17 protein-coding genes are annotated in these 26,606 nt (G+C 59.9%); 14 read left to right on the top strand and 3 right to left on the bottom strand.

The annotated features are described in order from the left end of the window. Positions 1 to 7: 7 nt before the first annotated feature. From pqqC to ACSBQV_RS03510, 5 genes are all read left to right on the top strand, one after another. A complete protein-coding gene (pqqC, locus tag ACSBQV_RS03530; RefSeq protein WP_099783077.1) occupies positions 8 to 763 on the top strand; it encodes a pyrroloquinoline-quinone synthase PqqC in 756 nt (251 codons plus the stop codon). Next, positions 763 to 1,041: a pyrroloquinoline quinone biosynthesis peptide chaperone PqqD gene (gene pqqD, locus ACSBQV_RS03525; protein ID WP_099783075.1), complete on the top strand. Its 279-nt coding sequence runs from the start codon at positions 763 to 765 to the stop codon at positions 1,039 to 1,041. The genes pqqC and pqqD overlap by 1 nt, the downstream gene beginning before the upstream one ends. Next, on the top strand, positions 1,034 to 2,170 hold the full coding sequence (gene pqqE / locus ACSBQV_RS03520) for a pyrroloquinoline quinone biosynthesis protein PqqE (protein ID WP_099783073.1): 1,137 nt from the start codon (positions 1,034 to 1,036) through the stop codon (positions 2,168 to 2,170). The genes pqqD and pqqE overlap by 8 nt, the downstream gene beginning before the upstream one ends. Positions 2,171 to 2,172: 2 nt before the next feature. Next, a complete protein-coding gene (gene pqqF, locus ACSBQV_RS03515) occupies positions 2,173 to 4,482 on the top strand; it encodes a pyrroloquinoline quinone biosynthesis protein PqqF (protein ID WP_099783071.1) in 2,310 nt (769 codons plus the stop codon). Positions 4,483 to 4,631: 149 nt separating this feature from the next. After that, the gene (locus ACSBQV_RS03510; protein ID WP_099783069.1) at positions 4,632 to 7,067 is read left to right on the top strand and encodes a glucose/quinate/shikimate family membrane-bound PQQ-dependent dehydrogenase; all 2,436 of its coding nucleotides are present in this window, start codon (positions 4,632 to 4,634) and stop codon (positions 7,065 to 7,067) included. A gap of 284 nt (positions 7,068 to 7,351) precedes the next feature. Here the strand turns inward: ACSBQV_RS03510 and ACSBQV_RS03505 are convergent, their stop codons facing one another. Then, complete coding sequence (locus ACSBQV_RS03505) at positions 7,352 to 10,282, bottom strand: autotransporter domain-containing protein (RefSeq protein WP_241900209.1); 2,931 nt, start codon at positions 10,280 to 10,282, stop codon at positions 7,352 to 7,354. 1,024 nt (positions 10,283 to 11,306) lie between these two features. Between ACSBQV_RS03505 and ACSBQV_RS03500 the strand changes: the two genes are divergently transcribed. The 7 genes from ACSBQV_RS03500 (at position 11,307) to ACSBQV_RS03470 (ending at position 20,686) form a co-directional block, all read left to right on the top strand. Beyond that, positions 11,307 to 13,412 carry a putative bifunctional diguanylate cyclase/phosphodiesterase gene (locus ACSBQV_RS03500; protein ID WP_099783063.1) on the top strand — a complete coding sequence of 702 codons (2,106 nt, stop codon included), beginning with the start codon at positions 11,307 to 11,309 and terminating at the stop codon, positions 13,410 to 13,412. Between the two features lie 278 nt (positions 13,413 to 13,690). Then, positions 13,691 to 15,067, top strand: a complete 1,377-nt coding sequence (locus ACSBQV_RS03495) for a glycosyl transferase family 2 (protein WP_099783061.1) — start codon at positions 13,691 to 13,693, stop codon at positions 15,065 to 15,067. A 76-nt stretch (positions 15,068 to 15,143) separates the two neighbouring features. Next, positions 15,144 to 16,421, top strand: coding sequence for a glycosyltransferase family 2 protein (locus ACSBQV_RS03490; RefSeq protein ID WP_099783059.1), 1,278 nt, complete (start codon positions 15,144 to 15,146; stop codon positions 16,419 to 16,421). Continuing rightward, on the top strand, positions 16,421 to 17,869 hold the full coding sequence (locus tag ACSBQV_RS03485; RefSeq protein ID WP_099783057.1) for a radical SAM protein: 1,449 nt from the start codon (positions 16,421 to 16,423) through the stop codon (positions 17,867 to 17,869). Before ACSBQV_RS03490 ends, ACSBQV_RS03485 begins: the two co-directional genes overlap by 1 nt. A 3-nt stretch (positions 17,870 to 17,872) precedes the next feature. Then, positions 17,873 to 18,682 (top strand): hypothetical protein, encoded by an 810-nt coding sequence (locus ACSBQV_RS03480; protein WP_015377860.1) that lies wholly within the window; start codon positions 17,873 to 17,875, stop codon positions 18,680 to 18,682. After that, a complete protein-coding gene (locus ACSBQV_RS03475) occupies positions 18,679 to 19,851 on the top strand; it encodes an MFS transporter (RefSeq protein ID WP_099783055.1) in 1,173 nt (390 codons plus the stop codon). Before ACSBQV_RS03480 ends, ACSBQV_RS03475 begins: the two co-directional genes overlap by 4 nt. A gap of 22 nt (positions 19,852 to 19,873) precedes the next feature. Then, positions 19,874 to 20,686 (top strand): hypothetical protein, encoded by an 813-nt coding sequence (locus tag ACSBQV_RS03470; RefSeq protein ID WP_099783053.1) that lies wholly within the window; start codon positions 19,874 to 19,876, stop codon positions 20,684 to 20,686. Between the two features lie 30 nt (positions 20,687 to 20,716). On the opposite strand, the gene ACSBQV_RS03465 is transcribed toward ACSBQV_RS03470, so the two are convergent. Continuing rightward, entirely contained in the window at positions 20,717 to 21,910 is a 1,194-nt protein-coding gene (locus ACSBQV_RS03465) for an MFS transporter (protein ID WP_099783051.1), read from the bottom strand. A gap of 149 nt (positions 21,911 to 22,059) precedes the next feature. On the opposite strand from ACSBQV_RS03465, the gene ACSBQV_RS03460 reads away from it, so the two are divergent. Next, positions 22,060 to 22,977, top strand: a complete 918-nt coding sequence (locus tag ACSBQV_RS03460; RefSeq protein ID WP_099783049.1) for an ABC transporter substrate-binding protein — start codon at positions 22,060 to 22,062, stop codon at positions 22,975 to 22,977. A gap of 57 nt (positions 22,978 to 23,034) precedes the next feature. Here the strand turns inward: ACSBQV_RS03460 and ACSBQV_RS03455 are convergent, their stop codons facing one another. Next, positions 23,035 to 24,810: a sigma-54-dependent Fis family transcriptional regulator gene (locus ACSBQV_RS03455; RefSeq protein ID WP_099789532.1), complete on the bottom strand. Its 1,776-nt coding sequence runs from the start codon at positions 24,808 to 24,810 to the stop codon at positions 23,035 to 23,037. Between the two features lie 275 nt (positions 24,811 to 25,085). Here ACSBQV_RS03455 and exaC point away from each other — a divergent pair, with 275 nt between their 5' ends. Next, on the top strand, positions 25,086 to 26,606 hold the full coding sequence (exaC, locus tag ACSBQV_RS03450) for an acetaldehyde dehydrogenase ExaC (protein WP_042784478.1): 1,521 nt from the start codon (positions 25,086 to 25,088) through the stop codon (positions 26,604 to 26,606).

Genomic DNA, 26,606 nt, shown 5'->3' with positions numbered 1-26,606 from the left:
AATCGCCATGACGCAACCACTCCCCCTGACTCCGCAGGCATTTGAAGCGGCGCTGCGCGCCAAAGGCGCTTATTATCATATCCATCACCCGTATCACATCGCGATGCACAACGGCGAAGCGACCCGTGAGCAGATCCAGGGCTGGGTGGCCAACCGTTTCTACTATCAGACCAGCATTCCGATCAAGGATGCGGCGATCATGGCCAACTGCCCGCAGCCGGAAACCCGTCGAAAATGGGTGCAGCGCATTCTGGATCACGACGGTTACGGCGGCAGCGAAGGCGGCATTGAGGCCTGGCTGCGCCTCGGCGAGGCGGTTGGGCTGCAGCGCGACGCCCTGCTATCCGAGCAGCTGGTGCTGCCCGGCGTGCGTTTCGCGGTGGATGCCTACGTCAACTTCGCGCGCCGCGCCTGTTGGCAGGAAGCGGCCTGCAGCTCGCTGACCGAACTGTTCGCGCCGCAGATCCACCAGTCGCGCCTCGACAGCTGGCCGCAGCACTACCCGTGGATCGACGCCGCCGGCTACGACTATTTCCGCAGTCGCCTCGGCCAGGCCAACCGCGACGTGGAGCACGGACTGGCGCTGGCGCTGGACTATTGCGATACCGTTGAAAAACAGCAGCGCATGCTAGAAATCCTGCAGTTCAAGCTGGATATTTTGTGGAGCATGCTGGACGCCATGAGCATGGCCTATACCCTGAACCGCCCGCCTTACCACAGCGTGACCACCGCGCGGGTCTGGCACAATCAGAGGCTGGTGTAATGACACTGAATCCTGAACACACCCCCGTCTTCCGCCGCGGCTACCGCCTGCAATGGGAGCAGGTGCAAAACAGCCACGTGATCCTCTACCCGGAAGGCATGGCCAAACTAAACGACAGCGCCGCCGCCATCCTGCTGCTGGTTGACGGCAACACCACGCTGAACGGCATCATCGCGCAGCTGAACGCCCGCTTCCCCGGCGCCGAGGGGCTGGCGGACGACGTGCTGGCGTTTTTCCAGCGCGCCTACGAACAAAAATGGGTGACCTTCCGTGACTGAGCCACGCGCGCCGGCGGTAAATCCGCCGCTCTGGCTGCTGGCGGAGCTGACCTATCGCTGCCCGCTGCAGTGCCCCTATTGCTCCAACCCGCTCGACTTTGCCGCTCAGGAAAAAGAGCTGACGACCGAGCAATGGATCGCGGTGTTTCGCCAGGCGCGGGCGATGGGCAGCGTACAGCTCGGTTTCTCCGGCGGCGAGCCGTTGGTGCGTAAAGACCTGCCCGAGCTGATCGCCGCCGCGCGCGATCTCGGGTTTTACACCAACCTGATCACCTCCGGCATCGGCCTGACCGAGAAAAAGCTGCAGACCTTCGCCGACGCCGGGCTGGATCATATTCAGATCAGTTTTCAGGCCAGCGATGAAACGCTGAACGCTGCACTGGCGGGCTCCGCCAAGGCGTTTCAGCAGAAGCTGGCGATGGCCAAGGCGGTCAAGGCGCTCGGCTATCCGATGGTGCTTAACTTCGTCTTGCATCGCCATAATATCGACCAGATCGACCGCATCATCGAACTGGCGATCCAGCTGGATGCCGACGACGTCGAGCTGGCGACCTGCCAGTTCTACGGCTGGGCGCACCTGAACCGTGAAGGCCTGCTGCCGACCCGCGAACAGATCGCCGATGCGGAAGCCGTGGTGAAACGCTATCGCGAGCGCATGGCTGCCGACGGCAAGCTGGCCAACCTGCTGTTCGTCACGCCGGATTACTATGAGGAACGCCCCAAAGGCTGCATGGGCGGTTGGGGGGCTATTTTCATGAGCGTGACGCCGGAAGGCATGGCGTTACCCTGTCACAGTGCCCGTCAGTTACCGATCGCCTTTCCGTCGGTGCTGGAGCACGATCTGCAGCATATCTGGTATCACTCCTTCGGCTTTAACCGCTATCGCGGCTATGACTGGATGCCTGAGCCCTGCCGTTCCTGTTCGGAGAAAGAGAAAGACTACGGCGGCTGCCGCTGCCAGGCGTTCATGCTGACCGGCGACGCCGACAACGCCGATCCGGTGTGCGGCAAGTCGCCGCACCATGGCACCATTCTGGCGGCGCGTGAAGCGGCGAATCGCTCGCAGATCGGCATCGATCAGCTGCGTTTTCGCAATCAGACCAACTCCCGACTGATCTTCAAGGGCTGACGATGACACTCGCCGCCTCGTGGCAGCTCGATAACGGTTTGGCCGTCAGGGCAATAAGCACGCCGGACGCCGAGGCCGCCGCCGCGCTGGTGCGCATCGAGGCGGGCAGCTTTCAGGCGCCTGCCGCCTGGCCGGGCCTGGCGCATCTGCTGGAGCATATGCTGTTTCGCGGCAGCGTGAACTTTAGCGCGCAGGATGGGCTGATGGGCTGGACGCCGGCGGTCGGCGGCCGGTTAAACGCCACGACCCAGGCCACGCAAACCGCATTTTTCTTTGAGGTGAGCGCCGAACAGCTGGCGGAGGGGTTGGCCAGGCTGATCGATATGCTCGCCGTCCCACAGCTGACGGCTGAGTCAATCGCCCAGGAGATCGAGGTCATCGACGCCGAATATCGCCTGCTGCGCGCCGACGGTGAAACCCGCTGCGAAGCGGCGCAGCGGCAGATGTTCAGCGGCATTGACGCGTTGCACCGCTTTCATATCGGCAGCCGCGCCGCTTTCGGCAGCGATATTCCCGCGTTGCAGCGGGCGCTGCGGCAGTTTCACCACCACTATTACCGCGCGCCGAACATCACGCTGTGGCTGCAAGGCCCGCAATCGCTCGAGCAGTTGCATGCGCTGGCGCAGCGCTACGGCGGCGCCTTGCCGCCGGGCAGCGTCGCGCCGCCCGAGGCATTGCCGCCGCTGGCCGCCGGGCAAGATTACACGCTGTCTCTCCCCGGCGCGCCGCAGCTGCGGTTGGTGTTTGCCCTGCCGCACTCCCGTTCACGCGGCTGGCTGCGGCGGCTGGAGCGCTTATTACTGGACGAAGCCCCTGGCGGGCTGCTGGCACGGCTGCGCGCTCACGCGTGGGCCGACGCCGTTAGGCTGGATTACGCCCGCTGCGCTGAAAACAGCGCCCTGCTGAGTTTTATTTTTACCGTCAATCACGGCTCGGCGTCTGAAGCCGCCCACATCGAAAGCGCCTTGCTGGCCTGGTTGCAGGCGCTGATCGCGCTGACACCGGCTCAGCTTGCGCATTTCGGGCAACTGGCAAACCGCGATTTCCACCGTTTGGCGCCGCTCGATCAGTTGCGCGCCAGAGCATTTGGGCTGCCGCCGGTGGAGCCGAACGACGATTGGCCACGGCATATTTCGGCGCTGATTAGCGCGCCGCATCGCCGTCTGGCCGTGCTGCCCGAGGGAGGCGGTGAAGCGCGTGAAATTCAAGGGCTGCCGTTGGCGCTCGCGCCCTTCGTCCGCACCGTGCCGACGCCCACGATAGATCCTTTCCGCTTTTTCTCTACCTCAGCGGCGCTGCCGATCCCGCCCCTGCCGGCCGGCCAGACGCCGCTGCGGCATCTGCGCCCCGACGAAGCGCAGCCGGTGCTGCTGCTGCGCCCATCGCCGCATGGCGCTCTCAGCGAAGAACAGGCCTGTGGTTTGCAGGCGGCATTGCGCCCTGGAGCGGCCGAGTTAGCGCATCGGGAGGGACATTTAAGCTTCGAGCGCCACCAGGGCGTGTGGTTATTACAGCTGGCGGGCAGCGCAGCGCTGATCTGCCACGGTCTGAACGTCGTGAATCGGGCCCTGGCGGCGCCGCCGCCGGCCGTCATCAACGAGGCGGCGAGAAACCTGCGCCACGCGCAGCTCAAAGCGCAAAACGATATCGCCATTCGCCGCCTGTTAGCCCAATTGCCGGCGGCGTTGAGCGTATCAACGGCAACGGCCCCGCTCTGGCATGCCACCCTGGTCGGCGGCGACGGCGAGTTAAACCGGCGGCTGTCGCATTTGCTGTATGACTTTCCTTTTCCCATAACCGACGAGGCTCAGCGGCCGACGCCTCTGCATCACCACCCCGTCACCCTGACGGAAAGCGGCGCAGAACACGCCTTGCTGCAATTTTACCCGCTGCCGAACGACCAAGCCGAAGGCCGTTGGGCGCTGCGCGTGCTGGCCCGGCTTTACGCGCCGCGTTACTTCCAGCAGTTGCGCGTCGAGCGCAACGTGGGTTACGTGGTGCAATGCGCCTTTCATCGCAGCGCCGATGCCGAAGGCCTGCTGTTTGCGCTGCAATCCCCGACGTTCGCCGTTGAGCAGCTGCAGCAGTTAACCGACGAATTCTTGCTGCAGATGCGCCATGAACTGGCGCACCTCGGCGCCGGCGAACTGGAGCTGGCGCAACAGGCGCTGCGGCAAAGCGTGCAGCGCCTCAGCGCCGAGCCGTTGCAACGCGCCCGGGAAATCGCCCTGGAAAATCGCCACCGGGTGGCGCAGGTTGCCTCTCTGCCTGCCGCGCAGCTCGTACACTGGCAGAAACGGATATTCCTCTAAGCCAAACCGAGGTTGTGCCGATAACGTCGGCTTTTCCCTCATAAAAACAGTTACATATCCTTAACAAGCGCACCTCCATCAATGTTACAATAGTCGCCAATAACGACCTTTTCACCTTTAAGAATCAGTATGTTATTGGAGATTATTCAATGTCAGATGCCAATGCACGTTCGGGCATAAAACTTACGCTGTGGTGTTGCCTGTTAGGCATCATCCTGGCCGCCACCGGCCTGTTCTTCACCGTCGCCGGCGGCAAACTGCTCTCGCTGGGCGGCAGCGCCTACTTCCTGATTGCCGGCCTCGTCATCCTGCTGTCGGCCATTCAGTTTTTCCGCCGCAAGTCCTCAGCGGTTTGGCTGTTCCTGGCGGTGTTCATCGGCACCGTCATTTGGGCGCCGTTGGACGCCGGTTTTGATTTTTGGCCGTTGATTTCCCGTCTGATGGTGCCGACCGGCCTGATGCTGCTGGCCTTCCTCACCTGGCCGGCGCTGCGCAAGCGCGAAGGCAAAGCGCCGTTGGCCAAGCCGGCTTACCTGCTCTCCGCCTTGCTGGCGGTCGGCATGGTCGGCGCCTTTGTCCAAATGTTCCAGCCGCATCCCACCGTTGCCTTCAGCGGCCAGCCGCTGCCGCTGATCCCGGTTGATAAAGCGCAACAGCAGAAAGATTGGGATAACTACGGCAATACGCCGGGCGGCAGCCGTTTCGTCGCGCTGGATCAGATCACCCGCGATAACGTACGGGAGCTGAAAGTCGCCTGGACGTTCCATACGGGTGACATCCCTATCAGCCCTGATGGCAACGGCGCGGAAGATCAGCAAACGCCGCTGCAGATCGGCAACCGCATTTTCCTGTGCACGCCGCATAACAATGTGATCGCCGTCGACGCCGACAGCGGCAAAGAAATTTGGCGACGAGAAGTCAACGCCAAGTCGCAGGTATGGAATCGCTGTCGCGGCCTGGCCTACTTCGACGTCAACAAGCCGTTGCCCGCGCCGAGCGTGCCGGGTTCAACCCCCGCCGCGCCCGTCGCGCTGGCGGCCGGCGACAGCTGCCAACGGCGCATATTGATGAACACCATCGACGCGCGCCTGATGGCGATTAACGCCGACAACGGCGAATTCTGCCAACACTTCGGCAACCAGGGCGTGGTGGACCTGAAGGCCGGTCTGGGCGACGCCGCCGATCCGAAATATCAACTGACGTCAGCGCCGACGCTGGCCGGCACCACCGTGGTGGTCGGCGGGCGCGTTGCCGATAACGTGCAAACCGATATGCCCGGCGGCGTGCTGCGCGGCTTCAACGTGGTCACCGGCGAAATGCGCTGGGCGTTTGACCCGGGCAATCCGCAGCCGAACGCTGCCCTGAAACCGGATCAACACTTCGTGCGCAGCACCCCGAACTCCTGGGCGCCGATGTCGTACGATCCGGCGATGAACACGGTCTTCCTGCCGATGGGCAGCTCCTCCGTCGATCTGTGGGGCGCCAACCGCAACGCGCTGGATCACCGATACGGCGCCTCGGTGCTGGCGCTCGACGCGACCACCGGCAAAGAGAAATGGGTCTATCAGACCGTGCATAACGATCTGTGGGACTTCGATCTGCCGATGCAGCCCAGCCTGCTCGACTTCCCGATGCAGGACGGCACCACCCGCCCTGCGTTGGTTATCGGCACCAAAAGCGGGCAGATCTTCGTGCTGGATCGCCATACTGGCAAACCGCTGACCGAAGTGAAGGAACTGCCGGTGAAGACCCGCACCATTCCGGGCGAGCAATATTCCGCCACGCAGCCGTTCTCCGTCGGCATGCCGCAGATTGGCGCACAGAAGCTCAGCGAGTCCGACATGTGGGGCGCTACGCCATTCGATCAATTGATGTGCCGCATCAGCTTTAAATCGATGCGTTATGACGGCCTGTTCACCGCGCCGGACACCGACGTTTCCCTCAGCTTCCCCGGCTCGCTGGGCGGCATGAACTGGGGCGGTCTCTCTACCGATCCGAACAACCGTTATATTTTCGCCAACGATATGCGTCTGGGCCTGTGGGTGCAGATGATCCCGCAGAAAGCCGACGCAGGCGCACCGGCCGGCAACGGCGGTGAAGCGGTGAATACCGGCATGGGCGCGGTCCCGCTCAAAGGCACGCCGTATGCCGTCAATAAGAATCGCTTCATGTCGCCGCTGGGCATTCCTTGCCAAAAACCGCCGTTCGGCACCCTCTCCGCCATCGATTTGCAGACGCGCAGAGTGGTGTGGCAGGTTCCGGTAGGAACGGTGCAGGATACCGGGCCGTTCGGCATCAAAATGCGCGCGCAGATGCCGGTCGGCATGCCGACGCTGGGCGGCACGCTGGCGACTCAAGGCGGCCTGGTGTTTATCGCCGGTACGCAGGATTATTATCTGCGCGCCTTTGATTCATCCACCGGGCAAGAGCTGTGGAAAGCGCGCTTGCCGGTCGGCAGCGGCGGCACGCCGATGAGTTACGTCTCGCCGACCACCGGTAAGCAGTATGTCGTCATTTCCGCCGGCGGCGCACGTCAGTCGCCGGATCGCGGAGATTACGTCATCGCCTACGCGCTGGATAAATAATCGCCTGAACGCCGGTTAAATAAAGCGGCGAACCGCGCTCAATGGGGCATTTCGAGGGAGACGTTGCATGACGTCTCCTTTTTTTGGGGTTTATTGCCTGAACAGCAGAATATTAACCATCCGTTTCATTTTCATGCCTTTTCCTCTTTTCATTAGAAACATCCTGTTCTAACGCGCCTTTATCCTGTGAAGACACCGCCGCCCGGCCAGTCGCTTCCGCGCGCCCCATAAAAAACCCCATCGTTGCGATGGGGGCTGAGTAGCGCGAAACGGGTCAACGGCTATCAGAAGCGCCAGGTCAGACCGGCATTGACGCTGTTGTCCTGATGGTTGGACGACAATTGCCCGCCGTAACCAAGGGACAACACGGCGTTTTTGTTAACCCAAACATCGACGCCCGCCTTCAGAACCGCCCCGTCACGGGAAACGGGGACGCTGTTCACGTCGAACGCCGCATCGCTGCGTTTGAACATCAGCTGTGTTTTACGCTCCAGCTTGCCGTACTGATGTTGCCAACCCAGCTCGCCGCGCAGCGCGATCGCCACGCTGTCGGTCTGCCATTGCGTATCGGCGCGCAGGCCCAGCGTCGAAGCGGTGGCGGACTGACTTTGCTTATCGCCGCGCAGCGCCGCCGCCCCGCCTTGCTCGTTGATCCCCTCGTTGCGATAGTGGGTGTACGCCAGGTTGGCGAACGGCTCAAGATTGACCACGTCGTTGCTCCAATCGTAACCGCTTTCGATAAACAGCTGACCGGTGCGCGCGTTATAGCGGGCCTTTTCGCGATCCGCCTGCGCGCCGTAGTTTATCGAGCGCGACGTGTCGATGCGATGCCAGGTGTAGGTGCCGCCCGCTCGCAGCGCCAACGCGCCGAAACGTTTGTCGCCGTACAGCCCCAGATGGTAGTTGTCGCTGTGAGCATCTGACTGATAGCCGCCATCCAGCGACGTGCGGGTATACCCGGTCATCACGCCCAGCCGGCCGTCGTCAAACAGTTCACTGTCCAGACCCAACAGCACGCCATAGGTGGATGTCTGGTAACCGGTGGCGTTGTCGTTGCCGGAAGCATGCCCCCAGTTGCCCAGCAGTTTCGCCCAGGCGCCATTATCATCCGCTTTGATATCGGAAGCGGTGCGGCGGCCTTCAGCCTGGCGCAAGCGCTCGGTGGCGGTATCGCGCAGATTACGGCTTTCGTTGATCTGGGCGGAAGCCATATCCGCGTGGATCTGGCCGGACAGTTGACGGGTCGCCTGTTGCAATTCTCTGGCCGAGGTGAAGCCGAGGAAGCTTTCATAAACCGGGTGGCCGGCCACGGGGCTCGTCGCTTCGGTAACGGCTGTCGCCTCGCCTTCAACGCCCTGCAGTGCGGTTAGCGCTTCAGCGGTAGGCGCCGCGACGCTGCGTTTGGCCGTTTCCGTGACCGGTTCCGTGGCGTTGAGCGTTTCTACCGCGCGGGCGACCGCTTTCTCGTTTTCGGTGCTGGCCAGGCTGTCAAAACGGGCGGCGGTGCGCGTGATCCCAAGGCCGACGTCATTGCTCTGATAGTCCAGCGTCACGTTGACAAACGGATACGAAGGATTGGCATTTTCGAAGCGGCCGGTCACGCCATCCGTCGTCGTCAGGATGGTGTATTTGTTGCCCAGCAGGCTTTGCGCCTCATTTTGCGACAGCAGGTTCTTGCTGTGCTCCAGGCTGACGTTCACACTGCCGCCGTAGAGGAAAGCGCGCCGCGCTTCGATTTTATCGCTGCGGCCATTGTCTGCGACCTCGACGTTATACTCCGAGCCGCGATCAAACACGGCGTCATGCAACACGTGCAGCGTACCGATGCCATTTCCCGGCGTCACGCTGCCGCCCCGAACCGCTCTGAACGCCCCCACCGTGCCGTCGCCGGCCAGCGTGCCGCTATTTTCGATATAGACATTGGACGCCACCGAACCGTTGATCGCCAGTACGCCCTGTTTCACCCAGGTGTCACCGCTGTAAGTATTATTGCCTAACAGCGCCAGCGTACCGGCGCCCGTTTTGGTCAACCCGCCGTGGCCGCGGATGTCATTGCTCCACGAATCGAAGTCGCATTCGCCCGACGTGCAACGCCGCTCAACCGGGGTTCCGGCTTCGACGATATTCCCCAGACCGGGGATATTCACCACAAACTGTTTTTCACTGTAGGAACCCGGCACATAGAATTCCTGCGGAATATCCTCTTGGGTGATAAACATCTTCGGCCCGTTGATCGCATCGCGTAAATTGACGCGGCCCCAGCCGAATAAATGATCAATGCCGGCCTCGCCTAAATCGGTGGCGGTGGTTTTGATGACCGCGGATATTTGAGCGGCGCTCATATAAGGGAAGCGCTGCATCAATACGGCGGCAAATCCGGTGACGTGCGGCGCCGCCATTGAGGTGCCCGACATATTTCCGTAATCGGGTTTAACCGTCAGCTCGCCCTTATTATAGGCTTCGCGGTTCACCGCCCCGCCGGTATTGGAAACCAGCTCTCCTACGCTGCTGTAAATACTGCTGCCCGGCGCTGACACGCAAAAACTGGCCGTATGTCCACAGCTGGTTGAGGAAACGCTTAACTTATCGTTATTACTCAGATTGGTCACGATCAGATAATTGTTTAATACCTCAGGGAAAGCATAGGGAAGTGACTTTTGCGCCTCAGGAATATTGTAGTTATTGTAATTGCCTGCCGAGAAAACGATCAGCTTGCCATGCTTGGCGGCGCGCAGCAGCGTCGCCATGGCGCTGTGCCCGCCGGTGGGCACGGGTTGCTCGCTGCCCCATTCCAGGTTGGACTTATTGCGCATCACTTCATTGATGACGTCGGTTTTCACCCACGCCACATAGTCAGGCCGCCCGTTCGGCAGCCAAATGGTGTTGCCATTGGCATCCTTTCTGACCGCCGGTGGGATCCCCCAGCTGTTATTGATAACCCGGGCTGGGCTCTGGATCAGTTCTTCGCGGCCGTTGCGATTGCCGAAGTCGTTCAACTTGGCGCCGATAATGTCCGCGTCGTAGGCGACGCCATGCATACCGGAGCCGTCTCTTTTGGCGGCTGCAATACCGGCGACATGCGTGCCATGCGTGCCGAATGACATATTATCTTGTTTATCATACGAGAAATTATAGCTGCCGTTATCCAGCCGCGTCAGTTTACCGGCGAATTCCGGATGAGAGAGAATGGCATCATCAATAACGCCAATCGTCACGCCTTTTCCGGTATAGCCTCTGGCATAGGCGAACTCGGCGGAAATAGCCTCAAGCCCCCATTGGCGATTAAATTCTGCGGTTTTCCAACTATCGGGCGAACCTAATTGCCCTGGTTCCCGATAAGCGGCAAGAGATGAATGAAGAGACAAGCCATAACAACCCAGAAACACGCAATACGCTAACTTCAATTTTTTATTAAGTATCATTTTACGCTCCATGTTTATTTATACCCAGAAGAAAACTGACGTTTTAACCGCGCTGAAACCTCCTATGATCGTGAAACGACAGATAACGCATGCCTGCCCGACGCGGGCCGCATAAAACAGGCTGAGTGATAAAAATTCGGGCGTGCGGACATGAAGATGTCACCACGCCATACGCTTAGGGCGCAGAAGTGCAGACAGGTGGCGAATGTACGTTTGCCAGCGATAAACCCGGCGCCGTTATACCGGCACGGCTCGGCCATCCGGCCGAAGCGCGAGAATCAGGCTGTGGGTGCACCCCGCTCAATCATCCAGTTTTGTTAATGATTTTCATTCGCGAGGCTATCTTATACGTAAGCAAAGTGTCAACAGATGAAACAAAACATTTCTTGATTTGCATCATAACTTTCACCGCAAACGTCGGCGACAAGTGCGTCGGCCACCGCTGAGCCGGGCATAACATGGCGCTTTTTACCGCCCGGCATGCGGATTTTGTCAGTCATGATGCATAAGAGAGGCGGTATGACGAGTGAAAGAGCAGCAGAAAGACTGAACATTTCCTCAAAAAGAAACATCAGGTTTGATTACTTTTTTGCGGTTATTAAACCGCCTGGTCGGAGCACTTATTTTTCGATGCAATATAAGAGGGGCTTATAAATAACAGGAGTATTCCTAATGCGTTCTTGCGTAATCTATTTCATGCTACCAGGCCGATTTTTAGCCGCGCCCGCTGGCTATTCCCATTTTCATTGGCAAGACTATATTGAAAGAGGCTCTGCTATAGAGCAAGAATATGGGTAATTTTCCGAGGAAATACCGCATGAGCCTGTTGCCCGAGCAGACCAATAACAAAAATCCGATCGACCTCTACAGCGAAATCGTAGACGACTTGCCGGGTCTGATCTGCTTCGGCAACCGCCTTGGCGGTTACTTCAACAAGCAGTGGCGCGACTATACCGGCGCAATCGCCGGTGAGCACGGCGCCGCAGACTGGCTCGAGGCCCTGCACCCTGACGATCGCGAACGCCTGGCCGCGCAATGGCGCCAGGCCATCGTTGCCCTCTCCTCGTTCGCCGGCGAAGCCCGTCTGCGCGAGCGCAGCGGCGCCTACCGGTGGTTTATGCTGGCGTTTAACGCCCGCCAGGACGGCAAGGCGCTGGAGCCCAGCTGGTACCTCACCGCTACCGACATCCATCCGCAAATGCTGCAACGCCAGCAAAACGTTCAGGCGCTCTCTATCCAGCAAGACATGCTGGACGCCAGCGTCGACTGCATCAAAGTGATCAATCGCGACGGCACGCTGCGCCACATGAACCGCTCCGGCAGCCTGGCGCTCGGCCTCGATCCGGCGCAAAAAGAGTTTGGCATGCCCTGGCTGGGGCTGTTGTCGCCCGAAGTTCGCCGCCGCGGCAGCAAAGCGTTGCGCAGCGTCAAAGCCGGTAAGAATGCGCGTTTCGCGGGATTGAGCGTGACGCCGCAGGGCAAAAAACAGCATTGGGACAACATCCTCTCTCCCGTCAGCGATGAGCACGGGGTCGTGGCCGAGATCTTGTGCGTCTCACGGGATGTGACGTCGCAGCGCGTGATGGAGCAACGCCTGCTGCTTGCCAGCGAGTATGACGAACTGACCGGCCTGCCCAACCGGCGCCTCTTCAAGAAAAAGCTGAAGCAAGAGATGAAGCGCGCCCTGCACGGCAACAAGTCGCTCGGGCTGATGCTGCTGGATCTTGACCATTTCAAACTGGTGAACGATACGCTGGGCCACGCGGCGGGCGATCATCTGCTGCGGGTGCTGGGCAAAAGGCTCAGCGCCTGCATGAATACCCATTCGTTCGTCTCTCGCCTCGGCGGCGACGAGTTCGCCGTCGTGATCAGCGACGTCGAAAACGAGCAGGATATTTTCCGCATCGCCAACAAGTTTCTGCTGCAGCTGGAGACGCCGATCACCCACGGCGGCAAGACGTTGCATTGCGGCATGAGCATCGGTGGCGCCATCTATCCCAAAGATGCCCGCGATGCGTCAGAGCTGATGAAGTGCGCCGATACCGCGCTGTATGAACTGAAAGAAGGCGGCCGCGGCGGCGTCTACATGTTCGACAGCAAGATGATGGACAAAGCCCGCGCCCGCGCCAGTCAGCTCAACTACGCGCGCCAGATCGTGCGCGATAATTGCATTCGCCCCAACTACCAGCCGAAGGTCAGCCTCGCCGATGGCAGCATCGTCGGCTTCGAAGCGCTGCTGCGCTGGCATTGCCCGCAAAACGGCATACAGCTGCCGGCGACGGTCAGCGAGGCCTTCAACGACTACGAACTGGCGACCAAAATCAGCGAAGCCATGCAGCTGAAAGTCTTCGCCGATATCGCCCGCTGGCGTGCGGCCGGCGTGGCAGTGCGGCCCGTTTCGCTGAACGTGTCGCCGATCGAGTTTTTACGCGACAACTACGCCGAAACCTTCCTGCAACGCCTGCTGAAGTTCCACATTCCCCACCACCTGATCGAACTGGAAGTGACCGAACACGCGTTCAACAAGCACGGTTCGAAATACGTACTGCGCGCGCTGCACATGCTCAAAGAGATGGGTATCCGTATCGCGCTGGACGACTTCGGCACTGGCCACTCCTCGTTCAGCCATATCATGGACTACCCGCTGGACTGCATTAAGCTGGACTGCGACTTCATTCAACGCATGAACACCGAACCGGCGATCCTGGCGATCGTGGAAAGCATCGGCATTCTCGGTCAAAAGCTGTCGATCGATATCATCGCCGAAGGCGTGGAAACCGAGCAGCAGCGCCAAACGCTGTGCGAAGCCGGTTTCCATATCGGCCAAGGGTTTTTGTTCAGCCCGGCGGTGGGATCCCAGCAGGTGCCGACGCTGCTGCAGGCGATACTTCAGCCTGCCGAAGGCGGCATGGCGAATCGTTAAATCGGCATCGCATGCCCCACATTCGGGGGGCTTGATCCCCCCCTCTTTTCCTCTGCTTGTTTCACGCCTCCCGCACCGGAATATTTGTGAGAGCCCTCACAAAGCATAAACGTATCTTTACATTTTTGAACGGTTAAGCTTCCGTTCTGTCAGATTTGAGTGTATTCCAGAGCGTCAAAACGATTCTTTTTCCACTCAATTGGGAACGTTACCGGAGACTTGTTAAGAAATAGTTAATTTAAATCAATGCACTACAAATAATAGCAGGAGGTACTGCGATGCACGAAAGGCAAGAGAAGAATGCAATGTTCATTTCGTTCGATGCCGTCTCGGTCTCGGGGATCACGGTGGAAGCAATGAAGATTGCCAAACGACTGCAAGCCTGTGGATTTCGCTCTTATCTTGATTTGGGATACGACATCAAGATTGATAAGGGAAACTTTAATAAACCCTATCAGCATGAGCATGACATCTACCGCGATGTCTTTACGCTGGTCCGCCTGGACGACATCACGTCGATTCCAGATTACCACCCCGCCTTTCTCGACTACGCGCACGCGGCGTTGATCGGCCAGAAAACGCCCATTGACGAGCAAGAAAAAACCGCTTTGTTGCATACCATCGCGTTGACGGCGCGGCAGCTGGCGGATCGCCTCATCGCCCAATGGGAAGCGCTCGCAATCAGCCATGTGGTGGTGGAAAACGGCACGCTGCCGGAAAACATCATCTATACCAAAGCGCTGTATCTGGCGATCGAAGATTATGGCCGACGTTATCGACTGACACGTTTCGTCATCTGGCGCGATCATGACCTGATGTGGAACAGCGAAAAAAAGGTGCTCAAATACGGCCCGCCGCCTTATTCTCACGCCATCAAACCTATCCCTTCAAAATACATTACCTATGTCACGCTCAATCACGATCTGAAGCAAAAGCTGGAGGCCTGGTGCAATCATGATGTCCATGTCGAGGTAAAGAAAAATACCTATGACTTCTCGGACAGTCACGAAAGAACGAATGTCAGAAAGCAGATGAATATTCGCGACAATGATCTTCTCATTGCCAGAACCACCCGCATCATCCCTCAGAAAAGATTGGATCGCGATATTATGCTGATCAGCCGGATTAACGATTTATTTATCCGCGACCACAACACGCGACGCGCCTATTTGGCGATCGCCGGCAATGAATATGAAAATCCGTCATGTTATCTGCAACTCGCCAAATTGGCGCAGGAACTGAATGTTCTCCCCTATGTCAAATTCGTCGGCATGCTTCCCCATGTCGATATGCGCTCGGAAAACGACGCGTTTTGCATAGAGGACCTCTATCACTCTTGCGACCTGGTCTCTTTTCTCACCTCGTATGATTATGATAGCTATGGCAATCCTATCGGCGAAGCGATCAGTTGCCGCCGTTGCTATATCACCACTCGCTACGAATATTATCACGAAGTCTACGGCCGGCATGGGTTTGAAGCGCCCGTCATGCCGATCTCCGAGTTACAGGATGGGCCGCCGAACGACGAATTCATCCAGCAAGTCTACCGGTTCATTAATAACAAGGAGAAGATGAAGCGCGTGGCGGAAAAGAATTACGCGCTGGGCAAGCGGATTTTATCCAACAACGTCATGGAGTTCTTAAATATCAGCTAATCATCGAATGACGTGACATTTCATTTTCAGACAAACCATTTCTAACTGTGGACTTTCATTAGCCCTTGGAGGATCTATGCGTGATACTGTTTTTGTGTCTGTCGTACTGCCCGTTTATAATGAAAGTGACCGTATTGAGGCGGTTTTACTTTCGCTGTTCAATCAGCACGCCAAGAATGAATTAATCACCCACGACACTTACGAACTGATTGTCGTTGATAACAACTCCACCGATGATTCCGTCGCTAAAATAAACGCGTTTAGTGAAAGGCATCCGGCTATGGCCATTCATGTTATCGCCGAATCGGTGCAGGGTGTCTCCTCGGCCAGAAAACGCGGCATGGACTATGCGTCGCTGCGTTCTAAAGCCCGCGACAGCCGGCTGGGAAATAAACGCAAGCACTATATCGTTTCCGCCGATGCCGATTGCACCGTGGATGCATTTTGGCTTTACGAGCTGGTGAATACCATGATCGAGCAACAAGGCGACCTGGGCACCTGCAACTATTACTACCCTCCCGCAGAGTTTGAGCACCGCCCCAACCTGTTCCGCGAGATCCAAAAAACGCTGCGTCTGCGCGAATTTTCGTTCTCCCTGTTCGGCGGCTTCCCCGACGGCAAAGGGTTCGGGGTGGAGCGCAGCCTGTATGAGGCGGTAGGCGGCATCGAAATCTTCTACCAGCTCAACCATGGCCGCTTTGTCGAACACCTGTCCGACGACTGGGACTTCGGCATTAAGGTCATCGCCTACGGCGGCAAGCCGGTTTACGCTCGCCATGCTTACGTTGAGATCAACAGCCGCCGGGTGGACACCATTCTCGATGAGGTGATCAACGGCATCGCCTACGGCAAGGACGGCATCATTATCATGAAGGACGTCCGGCCGGACGTTGAGCGGCAGAAAACCGCGCTGGCGGACGCCACATCGGCGGAGGCGAAACTGGCCTGGGACTACTCGGTCAAGGACTACACGCCAAAAAATATCTTACTGCCGGTGCTGCTCAATCCGTATCTGCTGTTGGAAAACAGCGAAGTGCGCGATTTCTTCTCCGGCCCGCTGGCCGACAGCCTCTACCGTCGCATTCACGAGCTGAAACACGAGATGCGCCTCATCGATTTCAAACCGATCCATGCCTACAAAACCCCCGCCTATCGGCTCTACCTCGAATTTCGCGATGCGCTGTTTGCCGCCATGCGGCGCGCCGTCGGTGACGATATCGGCTTCCCGCCCGCATTGCCGGCCTGCTTCGATACGGTCAAAGACGAAGATTTCACCCGCTTTGTTTATTACTTCTGTGAAGACCGCGAGTCCGGCGAAGCCCACAACTATTTCGGCAACGGAGGGGTATTCTGATGAACGACGAAGCCTTGCACTCATTGCTGGATATCGATGAAAACTATCCCACGCCGCGGGTGAACGCGTTCCTGGCGCAACCGGAAAACCGGGCCTTTCTGGAGTACGTCCATAAGGATCCGTTCGGCTGTCACGTGTTCCCCGGCGATCTCGTCGATTACCCGCTGGCCGCGTTTTTTGCCGATATGGAGGCCGACATTCGCCAGGCGGGCAAAATCCACCTCTGGGCCTATATCCCGACCTGCCGCTATCGCTGCCATTTTTGTCAGTACCCCACGGTGATCCTCAATCCCAAGGCGCCCGCCTCTCAGGCGGTATTCCGCGATTTGGTCGATTTCAACATCAAGGAGGCGCAAATGTGGCTGGCGCGCGTGCCCAGCCTGGCCGAAGTGGAAATCGGCGAATTCAACGTCTTTGGCGGCACGCCGTCCTTGCTGCCGGAGCCGGAACTGCGCCGCATGATGGCCTTCTATTTCAGCCACTTTAACTTCACCAACGCCACCCTGCGCTTCGAAGGGGAGCCCGGCACCCTGAACAAAGCCTATCTGGCACTGCTGAAAGAGCTCGGCTTCAGCAAAATCAGTTTCGGCACCCAATCCTTCAATGACGACATCATCACCGCCTGCGGGCGCATGCACTCGGCCGAAGAGTGCGTGGAGACCATTCATCATGCGCGCGCGCTCGGCATTGATTGGGTCAGCGTGGATCTCATTTACGGCATGCTGGGCCAAAGCGTGGACGACGTGAAATACGACATGGAAAAAACCCTCGAGCTGAATCTGTCGCACGTCGTCTGCACCAAGCTGCACATGGATGAGTTTATTAAAAATCGCACCGGCGTCTCGGGCGAGCGCGAAAGCCTGTGGCAGAAAAAGGGGCTGATCAGCATCAACAACCTGCGCTTCCCTGGGCTGGGCAAACAGTACCAAATGCGCGAGCTGGTCGAGAACTACCTGAATGGCGGCTATACCGAACACCCCACCATGTATTTTCACCGCAATGATCAACAGCCGGAAAAGTGGAAAGCGCTCATCACCGATCTCGACAAGCAGTATCCGGAAGTGGCGATCGGTTTGGGCGGCAGCTCCAAATCGACGCGATCCGAAGCCATCAACATCACCGGTTACAAGAAGTACAAGGAGGCGCTCAACCAAGACCGCCTGCCCATCGAAGAAAGCCGCGGTTTCTCCCCGATCCAGCGTGAAGTGAACGCCTTCAAAATGGCGCTCTCCACCTTGTTGCCGGTGGACGATCGGGTGTTTAAACGGCGCTTTGACGGCAACAGCCTGTTTGCTAACCCGGTCATCCGCCGCACGTTGAAAATCCTGGTAGATAAAGCGCTGGTCACCGTCGATGGTCCGTGCGTGACGCTCACGCCCATCGGCGTCACGCTGGTCGAAGCCATTATCAATACCCAATTTTCCGCCGCATTCGCCAATCAGGAGTGAAAGATGACGACGACAGTCTCCGATCCCAAACCGGTATTCAGCTTCTATTACATCGGCATCGATACCGAAGCAGGCGTCACGCCACAACAGTTTGAAACCTTCGTGCGCGAACAAGGCGTGCATATCCCCTGTTATCCCGGCTGGCGCTGGACGTTGCTGCGCGGCCTGCGCGGCGAACGCGTCGGGCAATACCTGATGCTGTACGAGATTGACAGCGCCGAGCAGCGCGATCGTTACGTCACCGCCACCGGGCAGCGAACGGCGCACGCGCACGAATTCTGGCGGCGGCATGCCGCCGCGCAGGAAATCCTCGCCGAGTGGCGAAAACTGGGCACCTACAGCCTGCTGCCGACGCTGTTCAGCGATTATCGCCTGCTGGCTGAGAACAGAAAAAGCGACGTGCCGCCCGGCCCGCGCTACCGGGAACGGCCGGGCGAACCGCCCGAGGCGCGCATTATCGGCATCCACAATCTGGCACTGCGCGAAGGCGTAACCCCGGCGCAATTCGAACGCTTTATCGCCGAAAATCACCATCGCATTGAGGATTATCCGGGCTGGAAGTTTCACTTGCTGAAGGGAGAGCGCGGCAATCGGCTCGACCAGTACGCGGTGATGATGGAAATCGTCAGCCTGGCGGCGCTGGACGTGTTCTATCCGGAGCCCGATATCGCCACCGCCGAAGCGGCAACCTTCGCCAAAGCGCATCGCGACACCAAGCAAATGTATGAAGAGTGGAAGCAACTGGCGTCATTTTCCGGTTCACCGCAGATTTATACCGATTATCTGTCCGTCGCGCAGAGCCGATCGTCATGATGCTGCCTTGGCTAACCGGCGAGGCCGCAGAGAATCATCGCCGGCAAATCGCCACCCGAGCGATCTTCTTCCTCGCCGGGTTGGGCATGGCCGCCTGGGCGCCGTTGATCCCTTTCGTGAAAGCGCGATTGGGCATCGATGACGGCGCGCTCGGTTTGCTGCTGTTTTGCCTCGCCGCCGGCTCCATGGCGATCATGCCCTTCGCCGGTTATTTGATCGCCAAACTGGGGTGCCGCGCCGTGTTGCTGGGCGCTGGCGCCTTGCTGTGCATCGACTTGCCGCTGTTGGCGTTACTCGATGCTCCGCTGTTGATGGGGGCGGCATTGGGGGTATTTGGCGCCGTCAACGGCATCATGGATGTGGCGATGAACTCACAGGCGATAATCGTCGAGCGGGAGAGCGGCCAGGCGAAAATGTCCGGTTTTCATGGCTTCTACAGCCTTGGCGGCATTGCCGGCGCCGGCGGCGTCAGTCTGTTGCTGCTGGCGGGCCTCACCCCGGCCCAGGCCATCTGCCTGATCGCCCTCCTCATCGCGATCCTGCTGCTGATCGTCGCCGGCGACTTACTGGCGCACGGCGGCATCGGCGAGCGGCGACAGGGCGGCGCGCGGTGGGCGCTGGCCCACGGCAAGATCCTGTTTATCGCCCTGCTCTGTTTCTTCGTGTTCCTGACCGAGGGGGCGATGCTCGACTGGTCGGCATTATTCCTGCATGCCGAGCGCGGCGTGGCCAAATCGCAGGCGGGGATCGGGTTCACGCTGTACGCCGTCGCCGTGGCCTGCGGGCGGCTGTATGGCGACAGGCTGATCGGCGCCGTCGGGCGCTTTCGCACTCTGCTGCTCGGCAGCCTGTGCGCCGCGGCGGGCGTGCTGTTGACCGTCACCGTCCCTCTGGCATCGGCCGCCTTTGGCGGGTTGATGCTCGCCGGCCTGGGCATCGCCAACATCGTTCCCATTCTGTTCAACGCCGTCGGCAATCAAAAACAGGTGCCGCCCGGCCAGGCGTTTCCGGCCGTGACGCTGGTCGGCTATCTCGGCTTATTAACCGGCCCGGCGCTGATCGGTTTTATCGCCAATTACACCACCCTGGCCCTGGCTTTCGGCTGCACGTTGCTGTGCCTGTTGCTGGTCAGCATCAGCGCCAAAGCCGTGACGAACACATCTCACTAACTTAACTTGCGAGGATCGTTTAATGCATGCATCAACCACGCCGGTTTTCTCCCTGCACTACGTGGGAATCAACCTGAAACGGGGCGTCGCCTCGGAGCGTTTCGAAGCGTTCGTTCGCCGTAAAGGCGTCGCCATCCCGGCCTATCCCGGCTGGCGATGGACGCTGCTGCGCGGCCTGCGCGGCGAGCGTGAAAATCAGTACCTGATGGTTTATCAGGCTAAAGACGCCGCCACCTACGCGCGCTATATCGACGGCAACGGCGAGCTGACCGACGAGGCGCACGCCTTTTGGCGGCAGCGTCCTGAGGCCGCTGCGTTGATTGAGGAGTGGAAAACCTTCGCGACCTTCGCCGAACTGCCGACCCTTTACACCTGTTACCGTCTGGTGGCCGAGAATAGCCGCAGTTCATTGCCGCCCGGCCCCAATTACCGCAGCGAACCGGGGAAGGAAAGCATTCAACGTGTCATCGGCATTCATAACCTGGCGCTTAAAGCGGGCGTCTCGCCCCAGCGGTTTGAACGGTTCATTACCGACAACATCCACCGCGTGGAAGACTACCCGGGCTGGAAGTTTCACCTGCTGAAGGGCCAGAGCGGCAACCGGCTGGATCAATACGCGGTGATGCTGATCATTGAAAGTCTGGCGTCACTCAACGCGTTCCATCCGGAGCTCGATGTCTCAACCGAGCAAGCGCTCAGGTTCGTGGCCGAGCATCAGGACACCGAACGCATGTACGACGAGTGGAAAACACTGGCGTCGTTCTCCGGCGCGCCGCAAATCTACACGGATTACCTGGCGATTGGCGGCAACGAGAATGACGCGGATCCGGCGTAAACCGCGCGGCGGCGTTGAGCGCCGCCGCTTTCACGGCCGCCGTTCGCCGAACGGCGCCAGCTTCATGCCGATAAGCGTCACCACGCAGATGAGCGCCCCGGCGTAGAAGGTGGAGGCGGAACCGAACAGCTCCCACAGGGTTCCAGCCCCGAGACTCGCCAGCAGCAGCGCCACGCCGCTGATCAGATTGAACATGCCGAACGCGGTGCCGCGCAGGTGCGCCGGCGCGGTATGCGCCACCATCGCCGCCAACAGCCCCTGGGTCATGCCCATGTGCACGCCCCACAGCGTGACGCCAAACAGCACTCCGCCCCAATGATCGCTCAGCGCCAATACCAGGTCGGCGGCGATCAGCACCAGCAGTCCGGCTTTCAGCAATCCTTCATGGCTCATGCGGTCGGACAGTTTTCCGAACGGATAGGCCGAGCAGGCATAGACCAGATTCATGGCGACCATCACCAGCGGGATCAGCGCCAGCGGCGTGCCGCCCTGCTGCGCCTTCAACACCAGGAACGCTTCGCTGAAGCGCGCCAGCGTGAAGATCGCGCCGATGCTCACCACCCACCAATAGCTGCGCCCCAGCAGCCGCAGGTTGGCGCGGGTGATCGGGTTGGTGCGCTTGTGGGTTATCGCGGCGGCCGGCTCTTTCAGGCCGAAAAACAGCAGCGCAATCGCCAGCGCCGCCGGGATCGCCGCCACCCAGAAGATGGCGCGAAAATCGTTGTGCCACAGCAGCATCAGGCCGACGGCCAGCAGCGGCCCTAAAAAGGCGCCGACGGTATCCAGCGACTGGCGCAGCCCGAAAGCCGCGCCGCGAATCTCCGGCGGCGTCACGTCGGCCACCAGGGCATCACGCGGCGCCCCGCGGATGCCTTTGCCCACGCGATCCAGCAGGCGCGCGCTCATCACCATGCCGGACGACGACGCGATGGCGAAAAACGGTTTGCTGATGGCGCCCAACCCGTAGCCCAGCAGCGCCAGCCCTTTGCGTTTGCCGAGGTAATCGCTGAGCACGCCGGAGAACACTTTGACGATCAACGCCGTCGCCTCCGCCAGCCCTTCGATCAGCCCGATGACGATCACGCTGGCGCCGAGCGTCGTCGCCATAAACAGCGGCAACAGGCTATGGATCATTTCCGAGGAAACGTCCATCAGCAGGCTTACGCCACCTAATACCCACACGCCGCGCGGTATGCGGCCCAACGTAACGAAACGCGACGACATGATTCATCCTCGATCGATTCAGCGCCGCCAGAGGCGCCTCATGATTTTTCCAAGATTGGTTAGTTGATTTTGTTCGTTCACAGATCTGCAGCCTTTAGAGATAGTGCAACGACCGTGTGACACCCATAATAATGAAGGTAATTAACATAATGATATATAGCAAAAAGATGATAGTGATTGCGGCGCTGCTGAGTTTTTCCGCCGCCGCCGCACCGGGCGTGGATCTCGTCGCCAACGAAACGCCGATCCACACGGTGAAAAACGCCGAAGCCGTGGCCAAAATCCCCGCCGGCTTCCGGTTCGTGGAACCCGGCACGCTGACGGTGGCCATTTCCCTGCTGGGCAGCGGCCCGCCGTTCGGCCTGTACGCCCGCGACAATAAAACGGTGATCGGCAGCGAGGCGGACATCGCGCGCCTGGTGGCCGACGGTTTGGGGTTGAAACTCAGGCTGGTGCCCACGTCGTGGGAAGACTGGCCGCTGGGTGTGGCCTCCGGCAAATATGACGCCGCGGTTTACAACATCACCGTGACCAACGAACGCAAGACCAAATTCGATTTCGCCACCTATCGGCAGGATACGCTGGGCTTCTACGTCAAGTCCGACAGTAAAATCACCCAGATCAAAACGGCGCCGGATATCGCCGGTAAAAAGATCATCGTCGATTCCGGCACCAATCAGGAAGCGGTACTGCTGGCCTGGGACAAGGAGAACCGCGCCAAGGGATTGGCGCCGCTGCAGCCGGTGTACGTCACCGATAAGGCCGCCTCCACGCTGGCCATTCAGTCGGGCCGCGCCGACGCCACCTTCGGGCCCAACGTCTCCGGCGCTTATCAGGCGCGGCTGACCGGTAAAACCCGGCTGGTGGGCATCGTGCCCGGCGGCTGGCCGAAGACCGCCAACATCGCCGTCACGCTGAAGAAAGGCAACGGCCTGGTGGACGCGGTGCAGGCTTCGCTCAACAGCGCCATCGCCAACGGCAGTTATCTGCAGGTGTTGGATCGCTGGGCGGAGAGCGACGAGAAGATTGCCCATTCCGAGATTAACCCGCCGGGACTGGGGGATTGAGAGAGCAACAAACAGGCCCCGCGCAGCGGGGCCTTATCGCCGGTCAATCGAGAAGCGTCATTCCTCTGCCGCTTTTCGCCTCCCCAGCTTGCGGTACAGCGTGCTGCGCGAAACGCCGAGCGCCTTCGCCGCCCGGCTGAGATTGCCGCCCGCCCTGTCGATCGCCGCCTGCAGATCCTCGCCGCCGGCGTCGGCGCATGCCTGGCGCGGCGACAGTACCGCGATCGACTGCGGCAGATCGTCCAGGGTGATCACCGCGCGATCGTCCGCCAGCGCCAGCAGCACCTTGAGCGTACTTAACAATTGCCGCACGTTGCCGGGCCACGGATAGCGCGCCAGCATCGCCAGCGCCTCCGGCAACAGGCGAATGTCGCGCCGCTCGCCGCCCAGCTCCCGCCACAGCTGTAGAATGAAGGTCTCCAATTGCGCCCGCTCTCTGAGCGGCGGGATGCGCAGGCTGTATTCCTGTATGCGATACAATAAATCTTCGCGAAACGCCCCCGTTTGCACCTGCCGATGCAGATCGTGGTGCGTCGCGCAAACCAGCGCGAAATCGACCGCATAGGCGTTGCGGCTGCCGAGCGGCGTGACCGTTTTCTCCTGCAACACCCGCAGCAGGCGCGTTTGCAGGCCCGCCGGCATGTCGCCGATTTCATCGAGGAACAGCACGCCGCCGTCCGCCTCGCGGATCTTGCCGATATAGCCTTTGGGGTTGGCGCCGGTAAACGCCCCCGGCGCATAGCCGAACAGTTCGGACTCGATCAGCGGTTCCGGCAGCGCCGCGCAGTTGATCGCCACGAAGTTGCCGTTGCGCCAGCGACTTTCCTGAAACAGGCGGCGGCTGAAGTGCTCCTTGCCGCAGCCGGTTTCGCCGGTCACACACAGAGAAAGGCCGGCGTTGAGAATGCGCAACGCTTTCTGATGCTGCTCGTCGTGCCGTTCCGCCGGCGGCGTCGAACGCAGAGCGCTAACGCGACGCTGGGGCGCCTCAAGCAGCGAATAATAGTGCCGTTGATTGCCGGCCAGCGTCTGGCGCGGCGCGCCGGAGGGTTGCCGCAACAGATCGGGGAACAGCTGAGCGAATTCAAGCGAGCCGAATGCGGCCGGCGAGAGTTGGAACTCGACCATCGCCAGCCGATTGGCGGCGATCAGCACTTCGTCGTGAAACACCAGCAGCAGTTCCTGCGCGCTGCCCAGGCGGCCAGCGTCGGCGTGCAGGCGCAGCGTCCAGTGACGATCGGCGATCGCGCTTCTGACCCAGCGGTGTTCGATATGGCGCACCGCCTGCATGATCAGACGCTGCGCATCAGGATACGGGCGCTGGGCCGGGGCAGAGAGATCCAGTATGCCGGCAATATGGCCATCCGGCCGGTAGATCGGCGCGGCGGTGCAGTTCAATCCGGCGTTTTGGTTGAGAAAATGCTGATCGCCGCGCACTTCGCAGAAAGCGCCCAGCGCCAGCGCAGTGCCGATGGCGTTGGTGCCCCGCTCCGCTTCTCCCCACTGGTTGCCCGGCGCCAGCGCAAAGCGCGACGCCTTGTGCAGAAAATCGTGATTGCCACGGGTTTCCAACACCAGCCCGTCGGCGTCGGCGATCACCACGATGGCCGGTTGACGCGTAATTTGCGCGCCCAACTGTTCGATCAGCGGCTGTACCCGTTGCGGCACCCAGTCGTTGCGGCTGCGCAGTTCTTCGAGCAGACCGGCTTTGATAAACGGGATATGTTGATCGGCGCGCGTCAGGCCGTAACTGCGGCTGCGCTGCCAGGATTCCGCCAGCGGGTGGGTCAGCAAACTGGCGCTCTCAGTGAGCAAGCGGTCGTCAGGCAACATGCGTTTCTCCCCCGGCTGCAAGTGTTGCAAATATGTATCATAGATGTGTATCAGGCGTTGCGACACGGAACACAAAAAATCATCGTCGGCAGCGGAACCGCTCGATTGGCCTACCCTCATCAATGCTTAACGTTTTAATAAATAGCCATTTTTTTAAGAACGCTACGTCCGTCGCTAATCTGGCACGGGGCGTGCTTCTCTGTGCTGCGGCGACAGGCCGCACTCACAGGCGCAGCGCAATAGCGCCGGTTATCATCCGCAGAGAGGTGCTTCACATGAAATATGTTCACCCCGGTTTGCCTGGCTCGCTGGTTTCGTTCCGTCCACGCTATGGCAACTACATTGGCGGCAAATTTGTCGAACCGGTATCCGGCAACTACTTCACCAACACCTCGCCGGTGACCGGCCAGCCGATCGCCGAATTCCCGCGTTCCGACGCCAAAGACATCGAGCTGGCGCTTGACGCGGCGCATGCGGCGGCGGACGCCTGGGGTAAAACCAGCGTGCAGGAACGCGCCAATGTGCTGTTGGCCATCGCCGATCGCATCGAGTCGCGGCTGGAGATGCTGGCGCTGACCGAAACCTGGGACAACGGCAAACCGATCCGCGAAACTCTGAATGCCGATCTGCCGCTGGCGGTCGACCATTTCCGCTACTTCGCCGGCTGCCTGCGCGCGCAGGAAGGCACCGCGGCGGAGATCGACCAAAATACCGTGGCCTACCATATCTATGAACCGCTGGGCGTGGTCGGCCAGATTATCCCGTGGAACTTCCCGCTGCTGATGGCCGCCTGGAAACTGGCGCCGGCGCTGGCCGGCGGTAACTGTGTGGTGCTGAAACCGGCGGAACAGACGCCGCTCGGCATCAGCGTGCTGATGGAAGAGATCGGCGATCTGCTGCCGCCGGGGGTGCTCAACGTGGTGCAAGGTTTCGGCGCCGAGGCCGGCGAAGCGCTGGCGCGCAGCAAACGCATCGAAAAAATCGCCTTCACCGGCTCAACGCCGGTCGGCCGCCACATTCTCGCCTGTGCGGCGGAGAACATCATCCCCAGCACCGTCGAGCTGGGCGGCAAATCGCCGAACATTTATTTTGAAGACATCATGCAGGCGGAGCCGGCGTTTATCGATAAGGCGGTTGAGGGGTTGGTGCTGGGCTTTTTCAACCAGGGGGAGGTGTGCACCTGCCCTTCACGCGCGCTGATCCAGGAGTCCATCTACCCGCAGTTCATGGAGAAAGTGCTGGCGCGTATCGCCACCATCCGCCAGGGCGATCCCTTCGACACCGAGACCATGATCGGCGCCCAGGCGTCAAAACAGCAGTACGACAAGATCCTGTCCTACATCGACATCGCTAAAAACGAGGGCGGCAAAATCGTTGCGGGCGGCGAGCCCGCTCAGCGCGGCGACGAAGTGCAAAACGGTTTCTACCTGCAGCCGACGCTGATCACCGGCGACAACAGCATGCGTTTCTTCCGCGAGGAGATCTTCGGGCCGGTGATTGGCGTCACCACCTTCAAGGATGAGGCCGAAGCCCTGGCGCTGGCCAACGACACCGAGTTCGGGCTGGGCGCCGGGCTGTGGACCCGCGACATCAACCGCGCCTACCGCATGGGACGCGCGATCAAGGCTGGCCGCGTATGGACCAACTGCTACCACCTGTACCCGGCGCACGCCGCGTTCGGCGGCTACAAAAACTCCGGCATCGGGCGCGAGACCCACAAGGCGGCGCTGTCGCACTATCAGCAGGTGAAAAACCTGCTGGTCAGCTACGACGCCAAACCGCTGGGCCTGTTCTGA

This window comes from Serratia sp. B501 (genome assembly GCF_051172315.1).
GTDB lineage: Bacteria > Pseudomonadota > Gammaproteobacteria > Enterobacterales > Enterobacteriaceae > Serratia > Serratia ureilytica.
This window is presented reverse-complemented; position numbering and strand designations above follow the sequence as displayed.

Excerpts from the sequence above, each read along its gene's own strand:
- pqqC (WP_099783077.1), top strand. The coding sequence starts at position 8 with ATGACGCAACCACTCCCCCTGACTCCGCAGGCATTTGAAGCGGCGCTG.
- pqqD (WP_099783075.1), top strand. The coding sequence starts at position 763 with ATGACACTGAATCCTGAACACACCCCCGTCTTCCGCCGCGGCTACCGC.
- pqqF (WP_099783071.1), top strand. The coding sequence starts at position 2,173 with ATGACACTCGCCGCCTCGTGGCAGCTCGATAACGGTTTGGCCGTCAGG.
- ACSBQV_RS03510 (WP_099783069.1), top strand. The coding sequence starts at position 4,632 with ATGTCAGATGCCAATGCACGTTCGGGCATAAAACTTACGCTGTGGTGT.
- ACSBQV_RS03500 (WP_099783063.1), top strand. The coding sequence starts at position 11,307 with ATGAGCCTGTTGCCCGAGCAGACCAATAACAAAAATCCGATCGACCTC.
- ACSBQV_RS03495 (WP_099783061.1), top strand. The coding sequence starts at position 13,691 with ATGCACGAAAGGCAAGAGAAGAATGCAATGTTCATTTCGTTCGATGCC.
- ACSBQV_RS03490 (WP_099783059.1), top strand. The coding sequence starts at position 15,144 with ATGCGTGATACTGTTTTTGTGTCTGTCGTACTGCCCGTTTATAATGAA.
- ACSBQV_RS03485 (WP_099783057.1), top strand. The coding sequence starts at position 16,421 with ATGAACGACGAAGCCTTGCACTCATTGCTGGATATCGATGAAAACTAT.
- ACSBQV_RS03480 (WP_015377860.1), top strand. The coding sequence starts at position 17,873 with ATGACGACGACAGTCTCCGATCCCAAACCGGTATTCAGCTTCTATTAC.
- ACSBQV_RS03475 (WP_099783055.1), top strand. The coding sequence starts at position 18,679 with ATGATGCTGCCTTGGCTAACCGGCGAGGCCGCAGAGAATCATCGCCGG.
- ACSBQV_RS03470 (WP_099783053.1), top strand. The coding sequence starts at position 19,874 with ATGCATGCATCAACCACGCCGGTTTTCTCCCTGCACTACGTGGGAATC.
- ACSBQV_RS03465 (WP_099783051.1), bottom strand. The coding sequence starts at position 21,910 with ATGTCGTCGCGTTTCGTTACGTTGGGCCGCATACCGCGCGGCGTGTGG.
- ACSBQV_RS03460 (WP_099783049.1), top strand. The coding sequence starts at position 22,060 with ATGATATATAGCAAAAAGATGATAGTGATTGCGGCGCTGCTGAGTTTT.
- ACSBQV_RS03455 (WP_099789532.1), bottom strand. The coding sequence starts at position 24,810 with ATGTTGCCTGACGACCGCTTGCTCACTGAGAGCGCCAGTTTGCTGACC.
- exaC (WP_042784478.1), top strand. The coding sequence starts at position 25,086 with ATGAAATATGTTCACCCCGGTTTGCCTGGCTCGCTGGTTTCGTTCCGT.